This is a genomic window from Caulobacter sp. GW821-FHT10F06, assembly GCF_058809215.1.
On the sequence record NZ_JBXASK010000003.1, the window covers coordinates 320,079 to 342,870 of the forward strand.

Here is a 22,792-nt window from a genome sequence, read left to right on the forward strand (position 1 = left end):
CGCCTCCTTCAGAGCACCTGGCTCTGAGCTTCGCGTCCTTTCTCGTTCAGGATCAAGCGCTCATCGCGGATGTCGAACACCGTGACCGAGCAATGGTCGGGCCGGAACGCCGCCACCCTCGCCTCGCCCGTCGCGACGCCCACAGCGGCGTTCAGGGCGACGAAGTGGCTGAACACCGCCGCGCCGGGGTGAGACGCCACGGCGCGGGCGACGCCTCGCGCCCAGTCCTCATAGTCCAGATCGCCCTGGATCTGGCTCCACGTCCCGTCGAACGCGGCGCGCAACCAGGCGGGACGCTCGGCGGCCGACAGGGCGGCAGGCGTCGGGATCTCGCCTACCGCCGGATCAATCACCATCTCGACGCCCAGGGCGCGGGCGGTCGGCGCGGCCGTCTCGCGACAGCGCCGCAGCGGCGACGAGACTACGCGCCTGGGTCGCTGGTCCGCCGGCAGCGCCATCAGCAACTCCATCACCGCGACGGCCTGCTGGCGTCCTTGGTCGTCCAGGCCCGGATCGTCGTCCGCCCCGCCCCAGGTCGAGGCCGGTTTGCCGTGGCGGATCACATGAACGCGGGACATCGGCTCGCTCCGGTCGAGAGAGGTTGGATATTGACCGCCTGTTGAGGATCATCACGGCAAGGCGGGAGGCACAGGTCGGCGCACGGTAAGGGTTTCATGCTCGGCGACCGGCTGGCGTGACGCGGGCGCACGAACCTCGAAACGCCCTCTGGCGCATCCATACTGGACGTGATGACCGCCAATGCGTCGAGTTCGGCAAGAACCGACCCCGATAGAGCCTCATCAGCGACCGCGCGTTCCGCCGCAATCTTCAGCAGTTTCAGCGGGAACGGCGAATTTTCGATTTTGTCGGGTTTCGCAAATTGAGCCGCGCGGATCGAAACCAGCGTGCCGTCACGCATTTTCACCCCCGTTCAAACGGCCGTTTCGGTCGATCCTAGGGACGAAATGCCACCTCGCAAGGCCATTTGGCCGGCAAACCCGATCTGACTATTTTTCGAACTTAATATGCATGTATTTTGACCATTCACTTCTCATCAAGACGAAGCGAACCGGTTTCCCACGCACGAAAGCTTGCGGCTTGCCCGGCCGACGTGATCCGTGCCGCCCATGTAACGGCGCCATGCGCCAGCGGGCCCGGAAGTGGAACCGATGAAGAAGATCGAAGCCATCATCAAGCCGTTCAAGCTGGATGAGGTGAAGGAGGCCCTTCAGGAGATGGGCGTCCAAGGCATGACTGTGCTCGAAGCCAAGGGCTACGGTCGCCAGAAGGGCCACACTGAACTGTATCGCGGCGCCGAGTACGTCGTGGACTTCCTCCCTAAGATCAAGGTCGAGGTCGTCGTCGAAGACAGCCAGCTGGAACCCGCGCTGGAGGCCATCACCCGCGCCGCCCGCACCGGGCGCATCGGCGATGGCAAGATTTTCGTGTCGGAGATCGCGGAAGTCATCCGCATCCGAACCGGAGAAAGCGGCCCCGCCGCCGTCTAGGCGCGGACCGTTGAACAGATACGACGCTCAAGAAGGGGATACGGAATGAGCACGGCCAAGGAAATCCTGAACCTCATCAAGGAAAAGGACGTCAAATACGTCGACGTCCGCTTCACCGACGTTCGCGGCAAGATGCAGCACGTCACGTTCGACATCGACCTCGTCGACGACGACTTCCTCAATGACGGCACCATGTTCGACGGCTCGTCGATCGCCGGCTGGAAGGCCATCAACGAGTCGGACATGAAGCTGCGTCCGGACCTGTCGACCGCCATCATCGACCCGTTCTACCAGCAGACCACCCTGGCGCTGTTCTGCGACGTGGTGAACCCCGACACGGGCACCCCCTACAACCGCGACCCGCGCTCGATCGCCAAGGCCGCCCTGAACTACGTCAAGGCCTCGGGCATCGGCGACACCGTGTACTTCGGCCCGGAAGCCGAGTTCTTCATCTTCGACGACGTGAAGTGGGACACCCAGCCCAACAGCACCGGCTATTCGTTCGACTCCGTCGAACTGCCGGGCAACTCGGCCAAGACCTATCCCGAGGGCAACATGGGCCACCGCCCGGGTCCCAAGGGCGGCTACTTCCCGGTCAACCCGATCGACTCGGCTCAGGATCTGCGCGGCGAAATGCTGGCCGTGATGGGCGAGCTGGGCATGAAGCCGGAAAAGCACCACCACGAAGTGGCGCCCGCCCAGCACGAACTCGGCCTGAAGTTCGACACCATGGTCACCATGGCCGACCGTCTGCAGCTCTATAAGTACGTGATCCACAACGTGGCCCACGCCTACGGCAAGACGGCCACCTTCATGGCCAAGCCGATGTTCGGCGACAACGGTTCGGGCATGCACGTCCACCAGTCGATCTGGGGCGAAGGCAAGCCGCTGTTCGCCGGCGACAAGTACGCCGGCCTGTCGGACATGTGCCTGTGGTACATCGGCGGCATCATCAAGCACGCCAAGGCGATCAACGCGTTCTCGAACTCCACGACGAACTCGTACAAGCGCCTGGTGCCCGGCTACGAAGCCCCGGTGAAGCTGGCCTATTCGGCCCGCAACCGTTCGGCCTCGATCCGCATCCCGCACGTCGACTCGCCGAAGGCCAAGCGTCTGGAAGCCCGCTTCCCCGACCCGATGGGCAACCCCTATCTGACCTTCGTCGCCCTGCTGATGGCCGGCCTGGACGGCATCAACAACAAGATCGATCCGGGCGCGCCCGCCGACAAGAACCTCTACGACCTGCCGCCGCGCGAGCAGAAGAAGATCCCGGAAGTCTGCGGTTCGCTCCGCGAGGCGCTCGAGAACCTCGACAAGGACCGCGCCTTCCTGAAGGCCGGCGGCGTCATGGACGACGATTTCATCGACAGCTACATCGAGCTGAAGATGGAAGAAGTGATGCGTCTGCAGCTGCACCCGCACCCCGTCGAATTCGACATGTACTACAAGTGCTAGGCTGAACATCGTCTAGGACTAGGGATCGGGGCCGGAGAGCAATCTCCGGCCCCTTTTCATTGGAATCGGCGCTCGCGCCGCCTCGCCGACTTGGGAATGATTTCTTACTTATGGGCGCCTGCTGAACAAAATTGTCGCAACTCCGCAACAGAACCGACGCAATCCGTCGGAAGCGCTCGAAATCCCGTAGCGGACGATATCGCCGAAGCGCCAACTGAGCTTAACGCAGCACAACGGAAGCCACGCGAACGCCCCCACAGAGTCGGCGACGCCAGGCTTGGTCAGCACAGGATCTCTCCATGCAAAGCTCCACTCGTCGTACCGCGCTCAGCCTTTCCTGCGGCGTCGCCGCCCTGAGCATCGCCATCGCCGCCGCGCCCGCCGCCTTCGCGCAGGACACCACGGTCAGCGACGTCATCGTCACCGCCCAGAAGCGCAGCGAAAACATTCAAGATATCCCCGTGTCAGTCGCGGCGATCGGCGGCGAGAAGCTGCAATCGACCTTCGCCGCCGGCGACGACATCCTGGCCCTCTCGGCCAAGGCTCCGGGCCTCTACGCGGAATCGTCGAACGGCCGCGCCGCACCGCGCTTCTACATCCGCGGCCTGGGCAACAGCGACTTCGACCTGGCCGCCTCGCAGCCGGTGTCGATCATCCAGGACGACGTGGTGCTGGAAAACGTCGTGCTGAAGAGCTCGCCGATCTACGACCTCGACCAGGTTGAAGTCTTGCGCGGCCCGCAGGGCACGCTGTTTGGCCGCAACACAACGGCCGGCATCGTCAAGTTCGACACGGTCAAGCCGAGCGAGGAGCTCAAGGCCCGCGCCGCCGCCACCTACGGCAGCTACAACACCATGACCTTTGACGGCGGCGTCGGCGGCGCCATCGTCCCCGGAAAGGTCGCGGCCCGCGCCTCGCTGCTGATCCAGCACCGCGACAACTGGATCAACAACGCCTTCACCAAGACCAAGGACGCCCTGGGCGGCTTTGACGAACGCGCCGCGCGCCTGCAGGTGCTGTTCACGCCGACGGAAAAGCTGAGCGCCCTGTTCAACATCCACGCCCGCGACCTGGACGGCACGGCGGCGGTCTTCCGCGCCAACATCCTGACCAAGGGCTCCAACAAGCTGAACGCCAACTACGACCGCAAGACGGTCTATTTCGACGCCGGCGCGGGCAACCCGCAGAAGTATGACGGCTGGGGCACCTCGGCCAAGATCGACTACGACTTTGGCGGCGTCACCCTGACCTCGATCACCGCCTATGAGAGCACCGACGGCTCCAGCCGCGGCGACATCGACGGCGGCAACCCCGCTGGCCCGGGCTTCATCCCGTTCCAGTCGGAAAGCGTCGACGGCATCAAGCAACTGGACCAGACCACCCAGGAAATCCGCCTGGCCAGCGACACCGACGGTCCGCTGAGCTGGCAGGTCGGCGGCTACTACTTCGACACCAAGTACCAGATCCGCACCGACCCGTTCTTCGCCCCGGCCACCACGCTGGAGCAGAAGAACACCGCCTGGGCCGTGTTCGGTCAGGCCTCGTACAAGGCCACCGACGCCCTGACCCTGACGGGCGGCCTGCGCTACACCAGCGACGACAAGGACATGAAGGTGGTCTCGGGCCCGAACCCGGCCGCGCCGGTGTCGGTCTCCGACGAGAAGGTCAGCTGGGATCTGAGCGCGTTCTACACCGTCGCCGACAATGTCAGCGTCTACGGCAAGGTGGCGTCGGGCTTCCGCGGCCCGTCGATCCAGGGCCGCGACATCGCCTTCTTCTCCCCTGCCTCGGCCGCCAAGTCCGAGACGATCATGTCTTACGAGCTGGGCCTGAAGAGCGAGCTGCTTGACCGCCGCGTCCGCCTGAACGGCGCGGTGTTCACCTACACCATCGACGATCCGCAGTTCAGCGCGGTCGGCGGCGGCAGCAACTCCAACCGCCTGATCAACGCCAAGAAGGGCGAGGCCTATGGCCTGGAACTGGACGGCGAGTTCGTGGTCACCCCGAACCTGACCCTGACGGCCGGCTACAGCTACGCCAAGACCGAGATCAAGGACTCGTCCCTGGCCGTGGCCGTCTGCGCCGCCTGCACCGTGACCGACAAGCTGAACGCCGCGGGCCAGGCCCTGGTCGACGGCAACCCGTTCCCGAACGCGCCGAAGTACACCTTCGACTTCACGGCCCGCTACAGCGTGCCGGTCGGCGCCGACGGCGAGCTGTTCGCCTATACCGACTGGAAGCTGCAGGGCCTGACGAACTTCTTCCTGTACCAGTCCAAGGAGTTCTACTCGAAGGGCGACTTCGAGGGCGGCCTGAAGCTGGGCTACGCCAAGCTGGACGGCGCCTGGGAAGCGGCGGTCTTCGCCCGCAATATCACCGACGAGGACAACCTCAAGGGCGCGATCGACTTCGACAACCTGACCGCCTTCGTCAACGAGCCGCGCATCATCGGCGTCTCGCTGAACGTGAAGATGTAGTCGGTCTCGAACCGAAGACGGGAAAGGCCGCGGAGCGATCCGCGGCCTTTTTCATGTCACGCCTTCAGGCCGACACCGCCGACCGGAACCGTCTCGAACCGCTGGCCGAAGCCGGCGATGATCGGCCGGGCCTTGGCGATCGCCGCCTGCACCGCCGGCAATTTCAGCGAGCCGGCGTGGTGCTCCTTGTCGGTCCAGACCTCGGTGATCCACAGGGCGTCGGGATTGGCCGCGTCCTTGGCCAGGATGTAGCTGAGGCAGCCGGGCATGCCCTGCGTGCTTTCGCTGAGGATGGCGACCAACTCGTCGCGCTTGCCGGGCGCGGCCATCATCTGGCCGATCAATCCGTACATCGGTGTCTGCTCCTTGCTCGCGGCCGCTATCGGCGCGCCGACCGCCGCGACGGCTACGCCGCCGGCCAGAACGGTCCTTCGTTCGATCTTCAAGTCCGTCATCCCTAGGCCTTGCACTCGCCGTCTGAGGCGACGCTGACCCCGGCCGCGCCGGCTGTGCAGGCGTTGCCATAGGTCTTGCCGTCGCAGCCGCAGACCGGGCGGTATTCCCGCGTGCAGATCTGCGGGCGCTTGCGGCAGATCCCCGAAGCGTCGGCGACCGTGCGGCACTGGCCGGCCTCCATCGCGCAGGTCAGGCCCGAGGCGCACTGGAAGCCGGCGATACCGCCGCACATGCCGCCCTCGGCGACCGGCGCGCGCGACATCGGCGGCGGGGTCGAGGGCGCGCTCGCCCCAGGGCTCTCGCAAGCGACCAGCAACAGCGCCGCCAGACCCAGAAACCACGATCGCAAGGCCATCGAACATCTCCCCTCAGAACGGATGTGCATAGCAACGCATCATGACGGCTCTGGCGTCAGGCGACAGACAAATTTCGCGGATCGGCCGATCCGGGGCCGAGCCTCTCTTGCTCGCCACCAACTTTTCGTCTGTCCTGCCCGCCTCTTCGAGAGTCGGGGTATTTTCATGATGGGATGGCGTTACACGGCTGCGGCCGTAGGCGCGCTTGCGCTGGGCCTCACGGCCTGCGCGACGACGACGGGAGCCGGCGCCAAGCCCGCCCCGAACGCGGCCAAGCCGGCCGAGAAGGTCGAGGCCAAACCACTGCCCAAGGGCCTGGATGGCTCGACCTCGACGGGCTATCCGTCGACCTATACCGCCCTGCCCTCGCGCGCCACGGCGATCGTCGGCGCGACGATCCTGACCGCCACCGGCCAACAGATCGACGACGGCGTGGTCTTCATGTCGGGCGGCAAGATCGTCTCGGTCGGCCCCGTCGGCACGCCGGTCCCGGCGGACGTCGCCGTGATCAATGGCAAGGGCAAGTGGGTGACGCCCGGCGTCATCGACGCCCACAGCCACCTAGGCGTCTATCCCTCGCCCGGCGTGCAGGCCAAGTCGGACGGCAACGAGGCCACCGATCCCAACACCGCCCAGGTGTGGTCTGAGCACTCGGTCTGGCCGCAGGATCCCGGCTTCAACCGCGCCCGAGCCGGCGGCGTGACCACGCTGCAGATCCTCCCCGGTTCGGCCAACCTGTTCGGCGGCCGTTCGGTGACGCTGAAGAATGTGCCCGCGATCACCATGCAGGGCATGAAGTTCCCCGACGCGCCCTACGGCCTGAAGATGGCCTGCGGCGAGAACCCCAAGCGCGTCTATGGCGGCAAGGGTCGCTCGCCCTCGACGGCGATGGGCAATGTCTACGGCTATCGCAAGGCCTGGATCGACGCGGCCGACTACGCCCGCAAGTGGGACGACTACCGCGCTAAGAAGGACAAGGGCGAGAAGGCCGACGCCCCCAAGCGTGACCTGCAGTTGGAGACCCTGGCCGGCGTCCTGAAGGGCGACATCCTGGTCCAGAACCACTGCTACCGCGCCGACGAGGAAGCGGTGATGATCGATGTGGCCAAGGAGTTCGGCTACAAGATCACCATGTTCCACCACGCGGTGGAGTCCTACAAGATCGCCGCCCTGCTGGCCAAGGAGGGCATCTGCTCGGCCACCTGGTCGTCGTGGACCGGCTTCAAGATGGAAAGCCTGGACGCGATCGACTCCAACGCCGCCATCCTCTGGAAGGCCGGGGCCTGCGTCGTCATCCACTCCGACGACCCGATCATGACCCAGCGCCTGAACCAGGAAGCCGCCATCGCCATGACGGCTGGCAACAAGCTGGGCTACGGCATCAGCCGGGCCGAGGCGATCAAGTGGATCACCGCCAACCCCGCCAAGGCCATGGGCATCGCCGACAAGACCGGCTCGCTGGAGCCGGGCAAGAACGCCGACGTGGTGATCTGGAGCCGCGACCCGTTCAGCGTCTACGCCCAGGCCGAGAAGGTCTTCATCGACGGCGCCCTGACCTATGACCGTCATGATCCGCGCTATCAGCCCAAGTCCGACTTCGAGCTTGGCCAAACCGGCCAGGGAGCGTTCAACTGATGATCCGGTCCTTCCTCCTGACGGGCGCCGCCTGCGCCGCCCTGGCCGCTCCGGCCGCCGCCCAGACCATCGCCATCACCAATGCGCGGCTCGAGCCGATCAGCGGTCCGGCCGTGGCCTCGGGCACGATCGTCATCCGTGACGGCAAGATCGTCGCCCTGGGCGCCGGCGTGGCGGCTCCGGCCGGCGCCAGCGTGATCGACGCCAAGGGCGGGGTCATCACCCCCGGCCTGATCGCGCCGTCGTCCAACCTGACGGCCTCCGAGATCGGCGGCGTCCGCGAGACCCGCGACGACGGCACCGGCAGCGCGCTGTCGGCCGGCTTCGACATCGCCTACAGCGTCAATCCGGCCTCGCCGATGATTGGCGTGGCCCGCGACAGCGGCGTCACCGCCTCGGCCGTGACCCCGGTCCTGTCGGGCGTCGGCGGCGGCGCGCACGAGCATGCCGACGACGGCGTGGTCGAGGAGATGACGGCCGGCGCTTCGGGCTCGGGCGATCCGCCGCTGTTCGGCGGCCAGGCCGCGTTCGTCCGCCTCAAGGCCGGCGAGAGCGATCTGGTGCAGGGCTCCAAGCTGGCCGTGACGGTGTCGCTGGGCGAATCCGGGGCTCGCGCGGCCGGCGGTTCGCGCGGCGCCTCGATCGTGCTGATCAAGTCGGCCCTGGAAGACGCCCGAGCCTTCGCCCGCAACCGCGCCGCCTACGAACAAGGCGCGACCCGCGAGTTCGGTCTGTCGCGCCTGGACCTCCAGGCCCTGATCCCGGTCGTGCAGGGCAAGACGCCCCTGCTGGTCCGCGTCCACCGCGCTTCGGACATCCGCCTGGCTCTCAAGCTGGCGGCCGAGGAGAAGATCAAGATCATCCTCGAAGGCGCCGAGGAAGGCTGGGTCGTGGCCGCCGAGATCGCCAAGGCCGGCGTGCCGGTCATCGTCGACACCCAGGCCGACCTGCCCGACAGTTTCGAAACCTTGGGCTCGCGCCTCGACAACGCCGCCCGGCTGAACGCGGCCGGCGTGACGGTGGCGATCAACGGCGCGCGGGATTTCAACAACCTGCGCCAGGAACGCCTGAACGCGGGCCTCGCGGTCGCCAACGGCCTGCCCTACTCGGCCGGCCTGGCGGCGGTGACGCTGAACCCGGCCAAGATCTGGGGCATGGCCGACCGGATCGGTTCTCTGGAAGTCGGCAAGGCCGCGGATCTCGTCCTGTGGACCGGCGATCCGCTGGAAACCACGACCTGGGCCGACAAGGTGTTCATCGCCGGCGTCGAGCAGCCCAAGGACAGCCGCCTGACCCAGCTTCGGGACCGCTACGCCGCGCCCGACAACGGTTTGCCGCCGGCCTATCGGTAGAGACCGAGCGCTTGCCCCCTCCGCCGGAGGGGGCAAGTCGCACCGTTCCCCAGTTTTCCCTATAGTCGCGGCGATACGCCTCTTTTCAGGCGAGTCCGGGAAGCCCATACGGAGCTTCCCACCGAATCGACGCATGTTCCCGTAATGTCCTCCAAAGACGACCTGCCTCCGCTGTCCCTGTTCGACGACGCGCTGTCCCCGACGCCGGCGGCGCCGCTGCCGGCGCGCGAGCCCCATGTCGAAGCGCCCGCCCGTCCCGCCGCGCCGCCGCCTCCCAGCGTGGCGCCGGCCGCCTCGTCGGGCGGTTACACCGCCAGCGACATCGAGGTGCTGGAAGGCCTGGAGCCGGTGCGCAAGCGACCCGGCATGTACATCGGCGGCACCGATGAGCGGGCCCTGCACCACCTGTTCGCCGAAGTGCTCGACAACTCGATGGACGAGGCCGTGGCCGGCTTCGCCAAGACTATCGAGGTCAAGCTCGACGCCGACGGCTATCTGTCGGTCAAGGACGATGGTCGCGGCATGCCCGTCGACCCGCACCCCAAGCATCCGGGCAAGTCGGCCCTGGAAGTCATCATGACCGTCCTGCACGCCGGCGGTAAGTTCAGCGGCAAGGCCTATGAGACCTCGGGCGGCCTGCACGGCGTCGGCGCCTCGGTGGTCAACGCGCTGTCCGAGCGGGTCGAGGTCACCGTCTGGCGCGACGGGTTCGAGCACCTGCAGGTCTTTTCGCGCGGCAAGCCGCTGGGCCCGGTCGAGAAGATCCAGCCCAGCAAGAAGCGCGGCACTATGGTGCGCTTCAAGCCCGACGACGAGATCTTCGGCGAAGGCGCCAACTTCAAGCCGGCGCGCCTGTACCGCATGGCCCGCTCCAAGGCCTATCTGTTCCGCGGCGTGCAGATCAAATGGTCCTGCGCCGCCGAGCGCATCCACGACCAGACGCCCGCCGAGGCGACCTTCCACTTCCCCAACGGCCTGGCCGACTTCCTGGCCGAGCGCACCAAGGGCCTGGAGATGGTCACGCCCGAGAGCTTCTCGGGCCGCATCGAGCGTCAGGGCGAGGCTGGCGCGGTCGAGTGGGCCATCGCCTGGACGCCGCGTGGGTTCGGCGAGCACGACGGCTTCATGCAGTCGTACTGCAACACCGTGCCCACCCCAGAGGGCGGCACCCACGAGAGCGGCCTGCGCGCCGCCCTGACCCGAGGCCTCAAGGCCTATGCCGAACTGAAGGGCGAAAAGCGCGCGGCGATCATCACCGCCGACGACGTCATCGCTCAGGCCGGCGCCCTGATCTCGGTGTTCATCAAGAACCCGGAATTCCAGGGTCAGACCAAGGAAAAGCTCTCTTCGAGCGAAGCCCAGCGCTTCGTCGAGGCGGCGCTGCGCGACCCCTTCGACCACTGGCTGACCGGCAGCCCCAAGGCCGCCCAGGCCCTGCTGGAATTCGTCATCGACCGGGCCGAGGAACGCCTCAAGCGCCGCAAGGACAAGGAAGTCCAGCGCGCCTCGGCGACCCGCAAGCTGCGCCTGCCGGGCAAGCTGGCCGACTGCGCCGGCGGCGCGGTGGACGGCGCCGAACTGTTCATCGTCGAAGGCGACTCGGCCGGCGGCTCGGCCAAGCAGGCCCGCAACCGCAAGAACCAGGCGATCCTTCCCCTGCGCGGCAAGATCCTGAACGTGGCCTCGGCCAGCGGCGACAAGTTCACCGCCAACAAGGAACTGTCCGACCTGATGCTGGCCCTCGGGGCCCAGCCCGGCAACCGGTACAAGGAAGAGGATCTGCGCTACGAGCGGATCATCATCATGACCGACGCCGACGTCGACGGCGCCCACATCGCTTCGCTGCTGATCACCTTCTTCTACCGCACCATGCCCAACCTGATCCGGGGCGGGCACCTGTTCCTGGCGCTGCCGCCGCTGTACCGCATCAGCCACGGCGGCAAGACCGAATACGCCCGCGACGACGCCCACAAGGACGAGCTGCTGGCCACGACGTTCAAGGGCAAGAAGCCCGAGATCGGCCGCTTCAAGGGCCTGGGCGAGATGATGGCCGCCCAGCTGAAGGAAACCACCATGGATCCGGCGGTGCGGACCCTGGCCAAGATCACCCTGCCGCGCTCGGAAGAGGCGGTCGAGGACCTGGTCGAGACGCTGATGGGCCGCAAGCCCGAGCTGCGCTTCCGCTTCATCCAGGAAAACGCCGAGTTCGCGGCGGCCGACCTGGACGTCTGAGGCCTCGAAGGGACGCACGGTTTCGCGACCTCACGCGGGTCACCGCTGAAGGGATGGAAAGGGGCGCGGAGCGTCCGGACGACGTCCGGATGTGAGTTAGATGAGTACCGTTTCGACGAAGCCGTCCGCTCCGCGTGACCGTTTTCCCTCTGGCCGGGGCGCGCAGGCCTGTTCAGCCTTTTGCCCCACCCGGGCTTGTCCTCCTCGCGACGGACCCAGCCCTGGGGCTGCAAGCCACGTCGATTCCGGAGGGGCCCGGAGCGGACCTTCGGACGGGCGGAGGTCTTCAGCGAGACCTCCGATGGGCGGGTTTGCGTCCCCCGCCCTCAACGCCGACCGGCCCCGCTCGCGCGACTCCGACCGACCCCGCTCGATCACCCCTCGTCGCCGCAACGGTCGCTGGCCTTGCGCCCTTTCCTCGCGACGAGGTGGGTAGAGAATACGGGAGGGTTGGGCGCATTGGAAAAGTCGAGACGAATGCCCGCGGTCCTATTCTTCTCCCCTTGCGGGAGAAGGTGTCGGCCCCGGCGAAGGCCGGGGCTGACGGATGAGGGGGCGCACCGGCCTCGAAGCCATACCCCGCAACGCCTCGCGCCCGTCTGGACAGGTCTGTCGCCCCCTCATCCGGCGCTGCGCGCCGCCTCTCCCGCAAGGGGAGAAGGGCAGCTGTCCTCGCGTCTATCCTCTAACCGCGCGCTACATTTCCCCGCTGACACATGACGAATTAAGTCCAGATACGAAGGCAACAAAGAACGGGCCGACTTGGCGGAGATCATGACACTCCGCTGAAATGAACGGCCCCGGTCATGATCTCGCAGAGCGAAACCTCTACTCTTCCTCGATACACAACCGTCAATGACGAGCCCTCCAGCTGGGGTCGGCCGCAAGTCTCGGTGATCATCTGCACCCTGGACGAACACGAGGCCATCGGCGGCGTGCTGGACGAGGTCCGCGCCGAACTGGCCGGCGTGCCGCACGAGATCATCGTCGTCGACGATTCCGCCAACGACCTGACCGCCAGGGTCGTTGAGGCCCACGCCCGCGCCCATTCCAGCGTGCGGCTGATCCGCCGCGAAGGCTGCGGCGGCCTGGCCTCGGCGGCGATCGCCGGCTGGGACGCGGCGCGTGGCAAGACGCTGGCGATCATGGACGGCGACGGCCAGCACGATCCCCGCCTGATCGCCCGCCTGCTGACCCGTCTTCAGGATTCCAACGCCGACGTGGCCGTGGCCAGCCGCTACCTGGAAAGCGCGGAGTCGGGCCTGTGCGGCGCCCGACACCTGATCAGCCGCGTCGGCGTGATCGTCTCGGGCGCGCTGCTGGGCCTGCGCCTGGCCGATCCGATGAGCGGCTGCTTCCTGATGCGTCGGGACTGGTACGAAACCGTCCGGCCCAGCCTTTCGGGCCTGGGCTTCAAGATCCTGGTGGACATCGTCGCCTCGGGCCGTCGCCGGCCCCACGTCGCGCAGATCCCGACCGTCCTGCGGGCGCGAGCCGGCGGGGAGTCCAAGCTGGACCTGCGCGTCGCCGTCGACCTAGTGACCCTGCTGGTCGAAAAACGCACCGGCGGCGCGATCCCGGCCCGCATGAGCCAGTTCCTGCTGGTCGGGACGACGGGCCTGGCCGCCCACTTGTCGGTGCTGAGCCTGACGGGCCTGACCAGCCTGCCGTTCTGGGCGGCGCAGACCCTGGCGATCCTGGCGGCGATGAGCTGGAACTTCGTGCTCAACAACAGCCTGACCTTCCGCGACCGACGCCTGACCGGCGCGGCGCTGTGGCGCGGCCTGCTGAGCTTCTACGCCGCGTGCCTGGGCGGAGCCCTGGTCAGCGAGGCGGCGGGCGCGGGCCTCAACGCCATCGGCGCGCCGTGGCTCGTCGCGGGCGCGGCCGGCGCGGTGCTGGGCGCGTTCTGGAACTACCAGGCCGCCCGACGGGTCACCTGGCGTACGCCCGACCAGGCTCGCAAGTCGAACGTGGAGCTTGCGGCCAAGCCCGCCGCCCTGTCTCTCTCAGGCGAATGACTCGGCCGACCTTGAAACGCTTCTCCCCGACCGCCTGGGCCGCCGCGCTGGATCGACGCGGCCAATGGCTGCTGGCCGCCGCCGTCGTGCTGATCGCCGCCTTCGCCATTCGCTGCTGCCAGTTCGGCAATCCGCTGATCCAGGTGGACGAGAACTTCTACCTGCTGGTCGGCGACCGGATGCTGCACGGGGCGTTGCCCTATGTGGACATCTGGGACCGCAAGCCGGTGGGCCTGTTCGTGCTGTTCGCCGGCATCCGCCTGCTCGGCGGCGATGGGATCGTGCAATACCAGATCGTCGCCACCCTGTTCGCGGCGGGCACGGCCCTGCTGATCGTCCGCATCGCCGAGCCGATGGCCGGCCTCGTGGCCGGTGTGGTGGCGGGGATCGTCTACATCCTGCTGATCGGCCTGCTGGGCGGATCGGGCGGTCAAGCGCCTGTGTTCTACACCCTGTTCGTGGTGGGGGCGGCCTTGGCCACCCTGATCGCCTGGACCAGGCCCGACATCCGGGCCGGCGAGATCCGACGTCTGGGCGCCGTCGCCATGGCCCTGGTCGGCGTGGCCATGCAGGTGAAGTACACCGCCCTGTTCGAGGGCGTGTTCTTTGGCGTCATGCTGATGCTGGCCTCGTGGCGGACCAGCCGGCGGATCGATCGCCTGGTCGTCGACGCTGCGCTGTGGGTGGCCATCGCCCTGGCGCCGACCCTAGCGGCGTTGGCCTACTATGCGTGGATCGGCCAGGCGCAGGCCTTCGTCTACGCCAACTTCCTGTCGATCGGCGCGCGCTCCAACGCCTCGGCCGGCGAGCTTTTGCACCGACTGGCCAAGGCTTGGAAGGCCTTGCACCTGCCGGTCTTCGCCATCGTGCTGACCCTGATCCTCAAGCCCTGGCGGGCCTTTCCGCGCGGCAAGGCCACCTTCTGCTTCGTGATGGCCTGGCTGGGCGCGGCGGTCGGCGGCTACCTGCTGTTCGGCACCTATTTCACCCACTACGCCCTGCCGCTGACAGCGCCGATCGCGGCGGCTTGCGCGCCGCTGTTCCGCTATCGGCGCGGACGGCGTCGCCTGGGCCTGGTCGCGGCGGGGATCATGCTGGTCGCCGGAGCCAGCGCCTATGCCGGGGTCATTCACAAGGCCCACATGCGGCGCGGAACGCAGAAGGAGATGGCCGCCGTGGTCGCCGCCATCCGGCCGCGCCTGACCAACTGCCTCTATGTCTGGAACGGCGAGTCGATCCTCTATCACCTGACCGGTTCGTGCCTGCCGACCCGTCACCCGTTTCCGGGACACCTGAACCTGCTGCGCGAGCACGGCGCCATCGGCGTGGATCAGGCCACCGAAGTGCAGCGCATCCTGGCCGGCAAGCCCAGCGTCATCGTCGACGAAAGTCCCGTGCCCAAGGACTTCAATTTCGAGGTCGTGGCCATCGTCCAGGCCGAGCTGGCGCGGAACTATCGGCCAGTCGCCGTGGTCCCGACTCTGAAATCCAGGACGATCGTCTACGAGCGCCTGCCAGGCCACTGACCTGCGGCGAATCCGCCGCACCTGGTGGGAATTTCCTGGCCACTCTTGCAATCCCGACCAATTTAGCCTCCTAAGCGCCCCTTGGACCTCTTTTCGCCCGCGCCTCATCGGCAAGGCGGCCAAACGGGTCTATATTTCACGAGATAAGACCAAGAACACGGTCCGTTTGGGGGTCGTATTTGGTCGTGGCGCGGGCCGCACGTGTGTGTGTGCCGTCCGCTTGAACCGAATTGGACCTATATGCCCTTCCCCGCCTCCCACCCCGCTCTTGAGCGGGCTCTTGCTGCTCAGGGTTACCTCGAGCCCACCCCCGTCCAGGCCGCCGTGCTGGAAGCCGACGCCGAAGGCCGCGACCTGTTGGTCAGCGCCCAGACCGGCTCGGGCAAGACCGTCGCCTTCGGCCTGGCCGCCGCGCCGACCCTGCTGGGCGAGGACGAGAAGTTCTCCAAGGCCGGCCCGCCGATGTGCCTGGTCATCGCCCCGACCCGCGAGCTGGCCATCCAGGTCAATCGCGAACTGACGTGGCTGTACGCCGACGCCGGCGCCGTGGTCGTCAACTGCGTGGGCGGCATGGACGCCCGTCGCGAGCAGCGCGCCCTGAACTGGGGCGCCCACATCGTCGTCGGCACCCCGGGCCGCCTGCGCGATCACATCGAGCGCGGTCACCTGGACCTGTCGGAGCTGAAGGTCGCCGTCCTCGACGAGGCCGACGAGATGCTCGACATGGGCTTCCGCGAGGATCTCGAGTTCATCCTCGACGCCGCACCCAAGGAACGCCGCACCCTGCTGTTCTCGGCCACCCTGGCGCGCGAGATCGTGCAGCTGGCCAAGAGCTATCAGAATGACGCCCTGCGCATCGACACCCTGGGCCGCAACGAGCCGCACCGCGACATCGAATATCGCGCCGTCCGCGTCGCGCCCAACGAGACCGAGCACGCGATCGTCAACCTGCTGCGCTATTTCGAAAGCCCCGGCGCCCTGGTGTTCTGCAACACCCGCGAAAGCGTCCGCGCCCTGCACAGCAAGCTGCGCGAGCGCGGCTTCGACGTGGTGGGCCTCTCGGGCGAGCTGTCGCAACGTGAGCGCGCCGACGCCCTGCAAGCCCTGCGCGACGGTCATGCCCGCGTCTGCGTCGCCACCGACGTCGCCGCGCGCGGCCTCGACCTGCCCGACCTGGGCCTGGTCATCCACGCTGAACTGCCGGTCAACAAGGCCACCCTGCTCCACCGTTCAGGCCGCACCGGCCGCGCGGGCAAGAAGGGCGTCTCGGCCCTGGTCGTGCCCTACACCCGCCGCCGCAAGGCCGAGCAGCTGCTGATGGCGGCTGGCGTCGAAGGCAACTGGGGCGGCGCCCCGACCGCCGACGAGATCCGCGCCAAGGACACCGAGCGCCTGCTGGACGATCCGATCTTCGCCGAAGCCTCGAACGAGGACGATCTGGCCCTGGCCGAGCTGATGCTGGCCAAGCGCACCCCGACCGAGATCGCCGCCGCCCTGATCCGCACCCGCCGCGCCAAGCTGCCGGCTCCGGAAGAGATCTACGACGATCCGCGCCACGGCGCCGACCCGGGCCCGCGCGTGCGCAATGAGCGCGGCAACGACTTCTCCGACCGTGGCGGTCCGCGCGACTTCGGTGACCGTCCCGAGCGCGAGCCCCGCGCGGACATGGAAGGCTCGGAGTGGTTCCGCCTCAACACCGGCCGCCGCAACAACGCCGACCCCAAGTGGCTGATCCCGCTGATCTGCCGCCTGGGCCACATCACCAAGAAGGACATCGGCTCGATCCGGATCTTCGACTACGACACCAAGTTCGAGATCTCGGCCGAGGCGGCGGTGAAGTTCGGTGCGGCGGTGCAGGCCACGGTCCGCGACGACGTCGCCATCACCCCGACGGCGGCCCCGGCCGCCCGCGAAGCCGGTCCGCGTCGCGAGTTCACGCCGCGTCCTCCTCGCGACAACGACGCGCCGCGCGAGTTCAAGCCGCGCCCGCCGCGTGATGACGCACCGCGTTCGCCGCGCGCCAACGCCCCGGGCTCGCGTGACCACACCCCGCGCCCGTCCAACTTCAGCGATGACGGCTTCAGCACCGCCAAGCCTTACGGCAAGGGCGAGGAGCCCAAGGGCGACTACAAGCCGCGTCCGGCTCGTGACGAGGCCAAGCGCGATTTCAAGCCCCGCGCTCCGCGTGGCGACGAGGCTCCCCGTCCCTACTCGCCGGCCGACGCGGAAGGCGGCGCCAAGCGCGCCTACAAGCCGCGCGCCGAAGGCCGCGACGACGGTCCCAAGCGCGACTTCAAGCCCCGCGCCGGCGCGCCCAAGGCGTTCGGCGAGAAGGCGGCCGGTCCGCAGACCTCGTACTCGCCCAAGCCGCGCGGCGATGGCCCGGCCAAGCCGTTCAAGGGTCCCAAGCCCTTCAAGGCCAAGGCCGGCGGCAAGCCGTTCAAGAAGAAGTAGAAACGGAAAAGGCCTCTCCCACCGGAGAGGCCTTTTTCTTAAGCGGCTTGGCCAGCGGACCATCCAGAGGCCCAGGCCCACTGGAAATTGAACCCGCCCAGCCAGCCGGTGACGTCGACGACCTCGCCGATGAAGTAGAGCCCGGGCACGGCCTTGGCCTGCATGGTCCGCGAGTCCAGATCGTTGGTGTCCACCCCGCCCAGGGTCACTTCCGCCGTGCGATAGCCTTCCGAGCCGACGGGCTTGAAGGTCCAGGCGTTGACGGCGGCGGCCAGGCGCCCGAGCACCTTGTCCGAACAGTCGGCGATGTTTCCCTGCGCGCCTTCGTCGTCGGAGACCACCTGGGCCACGCGCTGCGGCAGCAGGGTCGCCATCACGGTTGAGGCCGCCCGGCGCGGCGTGGCGGTGCGCGCCGCCTTCAGGGCCGCCAGGGCGTCGACGCCGGGGGCCATGTCGATGCGGATCTCGTCGCCCTCGCGCCAGTAGGACGAGATCTGCAGGATCGACGGACCCGACAGGCCCCGATGGGTGAACAGCATGCCTTCGCGGAACTTGGTCTTGCCGTGGGCCACCACGGCGTCCAGCGCCACGCCCGACAGTCGGGCCAGGCGTTCCAGCGTCTTGACCTCGAAGGTCAGCGGCACCAACGCCGGACGGGTCTCGACGACACCGACGCCGAACTGCTTGGCGATGTCGTAGCCAAAGCCAGTCGCGCCCATCTTCGGGATTGATTTACCGCCGCTGGCGATCACCAGCGACGCGCAGCGGACATTGGCGCCGCTGGTCAGGGCCAGCTCATAGCCTTCGCCAGCCCGCGAGACGCGATCGACGCCGGTCTCAAGGCGAAGCTGCGCGCCGGCGGCGTCCATCTCGGCCAGCAGCATGGTGATGATCTGCACGGCCGAGCCGTCGCAGAACAGCTGTCCCAGGGTCTTTTCGTGATGGGCGATGCCGTGGCGATCCACCAGGGCGATGAAGTCCTTGGGCGTGTAGCGGCGCAGGGCCGAGACGCAGAACTTCGGATTGGCCGACAGGAAGTTGGCCGGGGCGGCGTGGATGTTGGTGAAGTTGCAGCGCCCGCCGCCGCTGATGCGGATCTTCTCGCCGGGAGCCTTGGCGTGATCGATCACCAGCACCGAGCGCCCGCGCTTGCCCGCCTCGATGGCGCACATCATGCCGGCCGCGCCGGCTCCGATTACGACGACGTCGAACTGTTCCAAGAGAGCGCTATCTTTCCGTCGGCGAGAGAAGCGGCGTTAAGGGCGGCCAGATGCGTCAAATGTCAATCGGAGGTCGGTTCGCGGCGACATTGACGGACCGCCGATCCTAAGCGACTCTTGAAGGATGGCCGACGGCGCTGACATTCACATCGATGCGGAACGCGCCGAGCGCTTGAAAGCGGCTGCGCAAGCCGCCGGCTTGTCTCCGGAGGCGTACGCTCTGAATGCGCTTGATCGCGCGATGGATGACGACTGGGCCGAAGCGCTCACTTCGCTGGAAGAGTTCGACAGGACCGGCCAATCGGTGTCCGCCGAGGAAGCGCTCGCGACCTTCCGCAACAACGTCCAACAGCGGATCGCCAAACGCTCGTGAAGCGGTCGGTGCGGTTGACGGTGCGAGCGCAGCAGGACTTGCATCGCCTCGAATTGTTTCTCGCCGACAAGAACTCAGACGCCGCGACGCGCGCCGTCGAGGCCCTGAGTGACGCGATACTATCGCTATCCGACCACGCAGAGCGCGGCTTTCCAGGGCCATCGCCGAACTTGAAGCAAATCTCCGTTCCGTTCGGGAACTCCGGCTACATCGTCCAATACCGGATCCAGGCCAACATGGTCGTCGTCGCGCATCTGAGGCACGCGAGGGAGCGACGTTGAACTAGCCGGCCATCCTCATGCCGGAGCGGTGGGTCGACGCCCCGCCCTCGCCGCTGACCTCGAACCGGCCGATCATACGCACCAGACCGCCGATCTCGGACTTCAGGCCGTGGCTGACGGCGGTGGATTGCTCGACCATGGCGGCGTTCTGCTGCACGCCCTGGTCCATCTGATTGACGGCGGCGTTGACCTCGTTGAGGCCGGTGGCCTGTTCGCGCGCCGAGGCGGCGATTTCCGACACCAGGGCGTCGATCTCGCTGACCTTCGTCACGATGCCGTCCAGAGCCTCGCCGGTCTGGCCGACCAGGCGCACGCCCTCGCCCACCTGCTGGGTGGAAGACGAGATCAGGGTCTTGATCTCCTTGGCCGCGTCGGCCGAGCGTTGGGCCAGCGCCCGCACCTCTTGCGCCACGACGGCGAAGCCGCGACCGCTGTCGCCCGCGCGGGCCGCTTCGACCCCGGCGTTGAGGGCCAGGAGGTTGGTCTGGAAGGCGATCTCGTCGATCACGCCGACGATCTGGCTGATCTGTTGCGAGGAGCTCTCGATCTGGTTCATGGCCGAGACCGCGCCGCGCACCACCTCGCCCGAGCGGGCGGCGTCCGAGCGAGTGGCGGTGACGACGCGGCTGGCCTCGCCGGCGCCCTGCGAGGCGCGGCGGACGGTGGCGGTGATCTCGTCGAGGGCGGCGGCCGTCTCTTCCAGGCTGGCGGCCTGCTGCTCGCTGCGGCGGGCGGTGTCGTCGGCGGCGGCGGCGATCTCGTCGGCGCTGGCGCCCACCAGGCCCACTGTGGCGACGATCTTGCCCATGGCCTCGTCGAGCTGGGCGATGGCGCCGTTGAAGTCGTCGCGGATCTGCACGTAGCCGGCCGGGAAGGCCTCGGTGATCCGCACGGTCAGGTCGCCGCGCGACAGGTGCGACAGGGCGTTGGCCAGATGCTCGACGGCGAAGGCCTGATCACGAGCCGAGGCGGCCGCGGCGGCCTCGTTGCGCTGGCGTTCGGCTTCGCCCGAGGCCGAGACGCGGGCCTGCTCGCTCTCGGCCGAGCGCAGGGCCACGGCGTTGTCCTTGAACACCTGGACGGCCTTGGCCATCAGGCCGACCTCGTCGCGACGGCCGGCGCCGACCACGTCGACGTTCAGCTCGCCCTCGGCCAGGCTGGTCATGGTGCGCGACAGGGCCCGCACGGGACGCGAAATCTTGAACGAGCCAATCCAGGCGGCGAAGCCCATGCCGGCGGCGGCGGCGCTGAAGCCGAACAGCAGGGTGAACCACGAGCCCATGGCCGCCGACTTGGAGGCCTCGGCCACCATGGCGGCGGTGTCCTTGTTGTAGACGTCGCCCCAGGCCTTGGCGTCCTTGGCCATGCCGGCGATGGCGGTGTCGACGCCGCTGAGCCCGCCGACCGCGCCGGCGTCGTCATTGTTGAGGCCAAGGTCGGCGGCCGAGCGCGCCTGGGCATAGATGGCGTCGAGGCGCTGCCCGATGCCGGTGGTGTATTCGGTGGCCGAGGGATCGGCGGCGGCGATCTTGCCCAGGCTTTCCTTGCCCTCGGCATAGACCTTGTCGAGTTCCTTGGAGGCCGCCTGGGCCTGCTCGGACGCGCCGTCATAGGTGACGATGCGGTGGGCGGCGTAGCCCATCATGCTGATGCGGCGCAGGAAGCGGGCCGACTGGATCTCTGCGGGGGAGCGATGCTTGACCAGACGCTCGGTGGCGGCGTCCGCCCGCTTCTGCTGCCACACGCCCATGCCGGCGCAGGAGATCGTGGCGACGGCCAGCACGACCGCCGGCAGCAGAACCTTCGAGGAGATCTTGAGATCATCCAACTTCATGGCGTTTCCCCGACACCGGTTACCTAACGTGGATCATTCATCGCCACGTTCCGATTCACTGACTTCAAGAATAGCGGTGCGCTCCGTAAACGACGGCTTAATCGCCTCCGCGTCACTCGCGCGCTTGACGCCCGGCGCTCAGCCGCTACGACGCACGCCCCACCCTCGAACCCTGGCTTTCCCATGTCCGGCGCCCCGCCGACGATCGGCATCGATTTCGGCACCACCAACACCGTCGTCTCGATGACGAACGGCGATGGCCCCGCGCGCCTGGTGCGGTTTCCGACGAATGGCGGCGATCTCTTCGCCTTCCGCTCGGCGCTGAGCTTCCACAGCCTTCAGGGTCACAACGGCGAGGCCAACGAGCGCGTGGTCGAGGCCGGTCCGTGGGCGATCGAGGCCTATCTGGAGGATCCGTTAGAGACGCGGTTCATCCAGTCGTTCAAGAGCTTCGCGGCCAGCGCCGCCTTCACCGAGACCCGTATCCTCAACAAGCGCTACCTGTTCGAGGACCTGCTGGCGGCGTTCCTGCTGAAGGTGCGTGAGCACGCCGGCGACGCCATGGCCGAGCTGCCGCCGCGCGTCATCGTCGGCCGGCCCGTCACCTTCGCGGGCGGCAATCCCGACGAGGCCCTGGCCCTGCAGCGCTACGACGCCGCCTTCCAGCGCCTGGGCTTCACCGACATCCGCTATGCCTACGAGCCGGTCGGGGCGGCCTTCTTCTTCGCCCGCCAACTGAAGCAGGACGCCACCGTGCTGGTGGCCGACTTCGGCGGCGGCACCAGCGACTTCTCGCTGGTCCGGTTCGAGCGCGAGGCCGACGGCTCGCTGCGCTCAACGCCGCTGAGCCATTCGGGCGTGGGCGTGGCCGGCGACGCCTTCGACTACCGGATCATCGACCAGCTGGTCTCGCCCGCGCTGGGCAAGGGCTCGCTGTACAGGGCCTTCGACAACCGCCTGCCGATCCCGCAGCGCTACTACACCGCCTTCGCCCGTTGGGACCAGCTGGCCCTGCTGCGGGCCTCGCGCGACATGCGCGACATCCGCTCGCTGGAAAAGACCGCCCTGGAGCCCGAGAAGATCAGCCGCCTGATCGAGGTGCTGGACGACAATCACGGCTACGCCCTCTACCGCTCGGTCTCGGGCCTGAAAGAGGCGCTGTCCGCCAACGCGCGGGCGACGTTCCGCTTCGAGGCCGGCTCGATCCTGATCGAGCAGGAGGTCGAGCGCTCGACGTTCGAAGGCTGGATCGCGCCAGAGCTGGCGGCCATCGAGACCGCCGTCGACCAGGCCCTGGCCAGCGCCAACCTCGCGCCCGAGGCCGTGGACCGGGTGTTCCTGACCGGCGGCAGCTCGTTCGTTCCGGCCGTGCGCGAGATCTTCCTGCGCCGGTTCGCGGCCGATCGTGTCGAGAGCGGCGGCGAGTTCGAATCCATCGCCTCGGGTCTGGCGCTGATTGGTCGCGAGAACGATCTGGATCTTTGGAGCCGCAAGGCCGTCTGAACACGGACCAAGGCCCAGGCCGTGACGTCTTACGGTCTACTATGTCGCGTGGACCGAATCTTCATTTCAACCTAACCTTGACCTCGTACGTTTCGAAAACGGGTCCAGA

Annotated in this window: 18 protein-coding genes; 12 read left to right on the top strand and 6 right to left on the bottom strand. The window is 67.6% G+C overall.

The window, feature by feature from the left end:
- Positions 1-8: 8 nt before the first annotated feature.
- Both AC1RUS_RS07885 and AC1RUS_RS07890 read right to left on the bottom strand, forming a co-directional pair.
- The gene (locus AC1RUS_RS07885; RefSeq protein ID WP_492914747.1) at positions 9-578 is read right to left on the bottom strand and encodes a histidine phosphatase family protein; all 570 of its coding nucleotides are present in this window, start codon (positions 576-578) and stop codon (positions 9-11) included.
- Positions 560-919 carry a hypothetical protein gene (locus AC1RUS_RS07890; protein WP_492914748.1) on the bottom strand — a complete coding sequence of 120 codons (360 nt, stop codon included), beginning with the start codon at positions 917-919 and terminating at the stop codon, positions 560-562. Before AC1RUS_RS07890 ends, AC1RUS_RS07885 begins: the two co-directional genes overlap by 19 nt.
- 250 nt (positions 920-1,169) lie before the next feature.
- On the opposite strand from AC1RUS_RS07890, the gene AC1RUS_RS07895 reads away from it, so the two are divergent.
- The 3 genes from AC1RUS_RS07895 (at position 1,170) to AC1RUS_RS07905 (ending at position 5,440) form a co-directional block, all read left to right on the top strand.
- Positions 1,170-1,508, top strand: coding sequence for a P-II family nitrogen regulator (locus AC1RUS_RS07895; RefSeq protein WP_035046431.1), 339 nt, complete (start codon positions 1,170-1,172; stop codon positions 1,506-1,508).
- Positions 1,509-1,553: 45 nt separating this feature from the next.
- Positions 1,554-2,963 (top strand): type I glutamate--ammonia ligase, encoded by a 1,410-nt coding sequence (gene glnA, locus AC1RUS_RS07900; RefSeq protein ID WP_492914750.1) that lies wholly within the window; start codon positions 1,554-1,556, stop codon positions 2,961-2,963.
- 299 nt (positions 2,964-3,262) lie between these two features.
- Positions 3,263-5,440, top strand: a complete 2,178-nt coding sequence (locus AC1RUS_RS07905; RefSeq protein ID WP_492914752.1) for a TonB-dependent receptor — start codon at positions 3,263-3,265, stop codon at positions 5,438-5,440.
- A 56-nt stretch (positions 5,441-5,496) separates the two neighbouring features.
- On the opposite strand, the gene AC1RUS_RS07910 is transcribed toward AC1RUS_RS07905, so the two are convergent.
- Positions 5,497-5,895 (bottom strand): putative quinol monooxygenase, encoded by a 399-nt coding sequence (locus tag AC1RUS_RS07910; protein WP_492914754.1) that lies wholly within the window; start codon positions 5,893-5,895, stop codon positions 5,497-5,499.
- 2 nt (positions 5,896-5,897) lie between these two features.
- Positions 5,898-6,251: a Kazal-type serine protease inhibitor family protein gene (locus tag AC1RUS_RS07915; protein ID WP_492914756.1), complete on the bottom strand. Its 354-nt coding sequence runs from the start codon at positions 6,249-6,251 to the stop codon at positions 5,898-5,900.
- Between the two features lie 166 nt (positions 6,252-6,417).
- Between AC1RUS_RS07915 and AC1RUS_RS07920 the strand changes: the two genes are divergently transcribed.
- The 6 genes from AC1RUS_RS07920 to AC1RUS_RS07945 all read left to right on the top strand — a co-directional run bounded on the left by AC1RUS_RS07920 (position 6,418) and on the right by AC1RUS_RS07945 (position 17,472).
- Positions 6,418-7,887 (top strand): amidohydrolase, encoded by a 1,470-nt coding sequence (locus AC1RUS_RS07920; RefSeq protein WP_492914758.1) that lies wholly within the window; start codon positions 6,418-6,420, stop codon positions 7,885-7,887.
- Complete coding sequence (locus AC1RUS_RS07925; RefSeq protein ID WP_492914760.1) at positions 7,887-9,239, top strand: amidohydrolase family protein; 1,353 nt, start codon at positions 7,887-7,889, stop codon at positions 9,237-9,239. The genes AC1RUS_RS07920 and AC1RUS_RS07925 overlap by 1 nt, the downstream gene beginning before the upstream one ends.
- Before the next feature lie 144 nt (positions 9,240-9,383).
- Positions 9,384-11,471, top strand: a complete 2,088-nt coding sequence (gene parE / locus AC1RUS_RS07930) for a DNA topoisomerase IV subunit B (RefSeq protein ID WP_492914762.1) — start codon at positions 9,384-9,386, stop codon at positions 11,469-11,471.
- Positions 11,472-12,364: 893 nt separating this feature from the next.
- The gene (locus AC1RUS_RS07935; RefSeq protein WP_492914764.1) at positions 12,365-13,492 is read left to right on the top strand and encodes a glycosyltransferase; all 1,128 of its coding nucleotides are present in this window, start codon (positions 12,365-12,367) and stop codon (positions 13,490-13,492) included.
- An 11-nt stretch (positions 13,493-13,503) separates the two neighbouring features.
- Positions 13,504-15,018, top strand: coding sequence for a glycosyltransferase family protein (locus AC1RUS_RS07940; protein WP_492914766.1), 1,515 nt, complete (start codon positions 13,504-13,506; stop codon positions 15,016-15,018).
- A 240-nt stretch (positions 15,019-15,258) separates the two neighbouring features.
- The gene (locus AC1RUS_RS07945; protein ID WP_492914769.1) at positions 15,259-17,472 is read left to right on the top strand and encodes a DEAD/DEAH box helicase; all 2,214 of its coding nucleotides are present in this window, start codon (positions 15,259-15,261) and stop codon (positions 17,470-17,472) included.
- Between the two features lie 38 nt (positions 17,473-17,510).
- Here AC1RUS_RS07945 and AC1RUS_RS07950 read toward each other — a convergent pair whose 3' ends face one another.
- Positions 17,511-18,692: a BaiN/RdsA family NAD(P)/FAD-dependent oxidoreductase gene (locus AC1RUS_RS07950; RefSeq protein ID WP_492914770.1), complete on the bottom strand. Its 1,182-nt coding sequence runs from the start codon at positions 18,690-18,692 to the stop codon at positions 17,511-17,513.
- A gap of 124 nt (positions 18,693-18,816) precedes the next feature.
- On the opposite strand from AC1RUS_RS07950, the gene AC1RUS_RS07955 reads away from it, so the two are divergent.
- Together AC1RUS_RS07955 and AC1RUS_RS07960 are read left to right on the top strand one after the other, a co-directional pair.
- On the top strand, positions 18,817-19,065 hold the full coding sequence (locus tag AC1RUS_RS07955; protein WP_492914772.1) for a hypothetical protein: 249 nt from the start codon (positions 18,817-18,819) through the stop codon (positions 19,063-19,065).
- A 20-nt stretch (positions 19,066-19,085) separates the two neighbouring features.
- Complete coding sequence (locus AC1RUS_RS07960) at positions 19,086-19,346, top strand: type II toxin-antitoxin system RelE/ParE family toxin (protein WP_492915294.1); 261 nt, start codon at positions 19,086-19,088, stop codon at positions 19,344-19,346.
- 1 nt (position 19,347) lies between these two features.
- Here the strand turns inward: AC1RUS_RS07960 and AC1RUS_RS07965 are convergent, their stop codons facing one another.
- Positions 19,348-21,180, bottom strand: a complete 1,833-nt coding sequence (locus AC1RUS_RS07965; RefSeq protein ID WP_492914774.1) for a methyl-accepting chemotaxis protein — start codon at positions 21,178-21,180, stop codon at positions 19,348-19,350.
- 183 nt (positions 21,181-21,363) lie between these two features.
- On the opposite strand from AC1RUS_RS07965, the gene AC1RUS_RS07970 reads away from it, so the two are divergent.
- Positions 21,364-22,683, top strand: a complete 1,320-nt coding sequence (locus AC1RUS_RS07970; RefSeq protein WP_492914776.1) for an Hsp70 family protein — start codon at positions 21,364-21,366, stop codon at positions 22,681-22,683.
- The last annotated feature ends 109 nt before the right edge of the window (positions 22,684-22,792 follow it).